Raw genomic sequence first — 4,254 nt, 5'->3', positions numbered from 1 at the left:
GTCGCAGCCGGCGTCGGCACCGCGCTGACCGTCGCCGACGACAGGCCCGGCGGAAGCAACGGCTGGTCCGCCCCGCCGCCGCAGAACCGTCCGCCCGACGGTCCCGGCCCGGGCGGCCCCGGTCCGCCGCCCAATGGGCGAGGCATCCCCCCGCCACCGTTCGCGTGTGTCCGCCCGCATGTCGCCGGTGCGCCGGTGCTGGCCAGCGACCCCATCTCCGGCGAACGGCTCCGGCCGCCGCCCGGCTGGGTCTGGCACGCGGACACCACCGACTTCCGAGTCACCGTGCCGGCGACCTGGTATCACTCCCGCGACGGCGGCGTGACCTGCTTCCAGGATCCGGCGACCGGTCGGGCCTTCAGCGTGGCCCCGGGCAACAGCGCCGAGCCGCTGCTCCGGCTGCGCACGGCCCGTGACGCGGCGGCCGGGGCCGGCGCCCTGCCCGGGTACGACGAGATCAAGCTCGCACCGGTCGACGGCGGGGCCGAGTGGGAGTGCCGCTGGCAGGCTCCCTACGGCGGGCTGTGGCTGCACGCCCGGCAACAAGCCGTCGATGGCGGCCGCTGGACGCTCGGTTGGATCACCCACGACGAGGACTGGGCCGGGGCCGCAGCCGACTGGGAACTAGTCCGAAAGAGTTTCCGAGCACCCCGCTGACCTGCACCGTATGGTCATGATCCGGACTACCGTCCGGCGTGGATCGAGGCCGCTCAGCGGATGGAAAAGCCGGCACCGGTGGCTATCGTGGAACTCGGGGTGACCGAGGGGGAGCGACCGTGCATCAGTTGCTGATCGCGGGTCGGTACCGGCTGCTCGACCTGGTCGGCACCGGCGGGATGGGCCGGGTGTGGCTTGCTCGCGACGAGATGCTGCACCGCGACGTCGCGGTGAAGGAGATCGTGCCCCCGTCCTGGCTGGCCGAGGCCGAACGCGAGCAGCTGCGGCTCCGGACCCTGCGCGAGGCTCGCACCGCCGCCCGGTTGAACCACCCCAATGTGGTCCGGATCTACGACGTGGTGCACGACCGGGAGAGCCCCTGGATCGTGATGGAGTACGTGCCGTCCCGGTCGGTGCAGCAGATCATCAGCGCCGAGGGGCCACTGAGCCCGCAGCGGACCGCCCGGATCGGGCTGGCGGTGCTCGCCGCGTTGCGAGCCGCGCACCGCGCCGGCGTGCTGCACCGCGATGTGAAACCGCACAACGTGCTGGTGGCCGACGACGGGCGGGTGGTGCTCACCGATTTCGGGCTGGCCACCTTCGACGGTGGTGACGGCGCGATGACCGGCCCCGGCACGGTGCTCGGCTCACCGCAGTTCGTCGCCCCGGAGCGAGCCCGCGAGGGTGTGTCGGACCCGCGCACCGACATGTGGTCGCTGGGGGCGACGCTCTACGCGACGGTCGAGGGGCAGTCGCCCTACGCGAGGTCGAGTGCGATGGCGACGCTGAGCGCGCTGGCCACCGAGCCACCGGGTCCGATGCTTCGGGCCGGTCCGTTGCGTCCCGTCCTCGTCGGTCTGTTGCAGCGCGATCCCTGGCGGCGACTGACCGCCGTCGAGGCGGAGCCGCTGTTGAGCCGGGCCGCCGCGAGCCCCGACGAGTCAATCGGGTTGGTCCGGTCCTCGGCGGTCGCGGCGGTCCGCAGCGCTGGCCGGGCCATCGCGCCACACCCGCTCGAGCCGCCCGGCGAGGTGGAGACGTCAACCCGCCCATCGGGCCGACCCGGCCGGCGGCGGCGTCTGATCGCCCTGGGCGGCGCGGCCACCGCCCTGCTCGTCGCGGGAGGCGTCACGCTGGCGCTGGTCAACCGACCCGACGAGCGGTCCCTGCCGTCCGGCTCCGGTGGTGGCGCGCCGACCTCCCGGCCGGCCGCGTTCGCCTGCGCGTCTCCCCCGCCACCGGCGCGACCCCGGTGGCGTCGGTGTCACCGCCGGCAACGCGCGGTACCGGTTGCGCGAGGGCTGGACCTGGCATGACGATCCGACCGGGTTCCGGATCGCCGCGCCGGTGGGCTGGGCGCGCTGGACCGAGGGCGCGGTGACCTGCTTTCGGAAGTTCACCGGCAGCCGGGTGCTCAGCGTCGAGGTGGGGCCCGCACGCGCGGACCCGGTGGCGCACTGGACCACCGAGGAGGCCCGGCTGACCGCGAGCGAGGCGTTACCGGGCTATCGGCGGGTGGACATCTCCGCGATGGACATCTTCCAGGGTGGCGCGGTCTGGGAGTGCAGCTGGCAGAGCCCTCGCGGCGAGTCGCTGCACAGTTTCCGGTTGCTGGCCAACACCTCAGCCGACCGCTCCTACACCGTCTCGTGGTTGACAGAAGAGTTCGACTGGCAGGTCAACGCGGCATACTTGCCGATGATCCGGCAGAGCTTCACCCCCGCTTTGTGACCCGGTCCGATGTGGACCTTCCGGGTGATGCCCCTGCGGCGCTGACGCTGACTACAGTGGCGTAGTTTTGGGCGCTCAAGATCCCTGGGGAGGGTGAGCCGAGATGATGGGACCGCAACACGCGCTGTCCGGCGCGGCGGTGTGGCTGACCGGGTCCTGGGCACTGGACCACTTCGCCGACTACCACCAGTCGCCGCTCGCGTTGGCGGTGGGCACCGCGGTGTGCGCCGGTGGCGCGCTCTTTCCCGACCTCGACATGTCGGGCAAGGTGACCAAGAACCAGGGTGGCGCGACAGTGGCCCGCACCTTCGGGGTCTTCTCGCTGTTCGCCGCCGAGGTGATGGAGAAGATCTCCCTCGGCGTCTACTACGCCACGAAGCTGAGCAGGGACCCGCGCCGCAACAACGGGCACCGGACGCTCACCCACACGTTGCCGTTCACCGTGCTGGTCGGCTGGGGAACCACGGCACTCTGCGCCGCGTACGGCAAGTGGGCGGTCATCACCATCCTGTTCTTCATGTTCGGCCTAGCGCTGCGCGGGCTGTTCGACGAGTGGGCGGAACGCGCCGGCTGGGTGATCATCACCCTCGCCTCGGCCGGGGCGGCCTGGTTCACCTTCGCCAACCTGCCGGGTGGTCGCGGCTATCCGCTGATCGGCACCGCGCTGGGCGTGGGCTGCTTCGTGCATATCCTCGGCGACATGATCACCAGAGCCGGGGTGCCGATCCTCTGGCCGATCCCGATCAAGCGGCGGATGTGGATGATGATCGGTCTGCCGAACCGGATCGCCCTGCGGGTCGGCAGCAAGGCCGAGGTGGTCGGGATGCGCATCGCGCTGACCGTCATCTCGGCGCTCGCGACCGTCGGCCTGATCGCGCCCTCGGTGCTGAGCCGCTTCGACATCGACATATGACCGATCCGGCGCCGCTCCCGCCGCCGACCGCGGACGAGCGCGTTCCGGAGATCTGGCGGGCACTGGGGCTGCCCGGCCTCGCCGACGTGCACGTGCACTTCCTGCCGCCGCGGCTGCTGCGCCGGGTGTGGGCCTACTTCGACGCCGCCGGGCCGCTGGTCGGCACCGAGTGGCCGATCCGCTACCGGTGGAGCGACGCCGACCGGGTCGCGCACCTGCGCCGGCTCGGGGTCCGGGCGTTCAGCGCGTTGGCGTACGCGCACCGGCCGGGCATGGCGGCGGACCTCAACCGCTGGACGCTGGACTTCGCCCGTGCCACCCCGGGATGCCTGGCCTCGGCCACCTTCTTCCCCGAGCCGGACGCCCCCGGCTACGTCGAGGCGGCGCTCACCGCCGGCGCCCGACTGTTCAAGGTGCACCCGCAGGTCGGCGGCTTCGCACCGAGCGACCCGGCGCTGGACCAGGTGTGGGGGATGCTGTCCGACGCCGGCGTGCCGGTGGTGGTGCACGCCGGGCACGCCCCGGTGGGGACCGCGCACACCGGCCCGGGCCCGTTCGCCGAGCTGCTCGCCCGGCACCCCCGGCTGGCCGCGGTGGTGGCCCATCTCGGTGCGCCGGACTACCGGGCCTTCCTGGACCTCGCCGAGGCGTACGAACACGTCCGGTTGGACACCACCATGGCGTTCACGCCGTTCTTCGACCAGTTCGTGCCCTTCCCCACCGACGAGTTGCCCCGGTTACGCGAGCTGGGGCTGGCCGGCAGGGTGCTGCTCGGCAGCGACTTCCCCAACATTCCGTACCCGTACGCCGACCAGGTGACCGGCCTGGTCCGGCTGGACCTGGGCGACGACTGGCTGCGCGCGGTCTGCTGGGACAGCGCCGCCGCCCTCTTCAACCTGTCCTAACCCCCGCCCCGCCACGCCCCGCCCGCGCCTCGCCTGCGCCTCGCCCGC

4 protein-coding genes and 1 pseudogene are annotated in these 4,254 nt (G+C 72.6%); all 5 read left to right on the top strand.

Going from position 1 to position 4,254, the window contains the following annotated elements; all coding sequences use genetic code 11:
* Positions 1 to 657, top strand: a pseudogene (locus tag JM949_RS34115) (serine/threonine protein kinase); the annotation flags it as partial.
* Positions 658 to 776: 119 nt separating this feature from the next.
* Positions 777 to 1,973 (top strand): serine/threonine-protein kinase, encoded by a 1,197-nt coding sequence (locus JM949_RS34110; protein ID WP_309232446.1) that lies wholly within the window; start codon positions 777 to 779, stop codon positions 1,971 to 1,973.
* Positions 1,948 to 2,388 carry a hypothetical protein gene (locus JM949_RS34105; protein ID WP_203152134.1) on the top strand — a complete coding sequence of 147 codons (441 nt, stop codon included), beginning with the start codon at positions 1,948 to 1,950 and terminating at the stop codon, positions 2,386 to 2,388. The genes JM949_RS34110 and JM949_RS34105 overlap by 26 nt, the downstream gene beginning before the upstream one ends.
* Before the next feature lie 103 nt (positions 2,389 to 2,491).
* Positions 2,492 to 3,301: a metal-dependent hydrolase gene (locus JM949_RS34100; protein ID WP_203152133.1), complete on the top strand. Its 810-nt coding sequence runs from the start codon at positions 2,492 to 2,494 to the stop codon at positions 3,299 to 3,301.
* A complete protein-coding gene (locus tag JM949_RS34095; RefSeq protein WP_203152132.1) occupies positions 3,298 to 4,206 on the top strand; it encodes an amidohydrolase family protein in 909 nt (302 codons plus the stop codon). The genes JM949_RS34100 and JM949_RS34095 overlap by 4 nt, the downstream gene beginning before the upstream one ends.
* Positions 4,207 to 4,254 lie beyond the last annotated feature (48 nt).

Origin of the sequence: Micromonospora tarensis, assembly GCF_016803395.1 — a bacterium.
Classification (GTDB): Bacteria; Actinomycetota; Actinomycetes; order Mycobacteriales; family Micromonosporaceae; genus Micromonospora; species Micromonospora tarensis.
Note: the sequence above shows the minus strand (reverse complement) of the source record. Positions and strands in the feature narration are given on the sequence as shown.

Excerpts from the sequence above, each read along its gene's own strand:
- JM949_RS34100 (WP_203152133.1), top strand. The coding sequence starts at position 2,492 with ATGATGGGACCGCAACACGCGCTGTCCGGCGCGGCGGTGTGGCTGACC.
- JM949_RS34095 (WP_203152132.1), top strand. The coding sequence starts at position 3,298 with ATGACCGATCCGGCGCCGCTCCCGCCGCCGACCGCGGACGAGCGCGTT.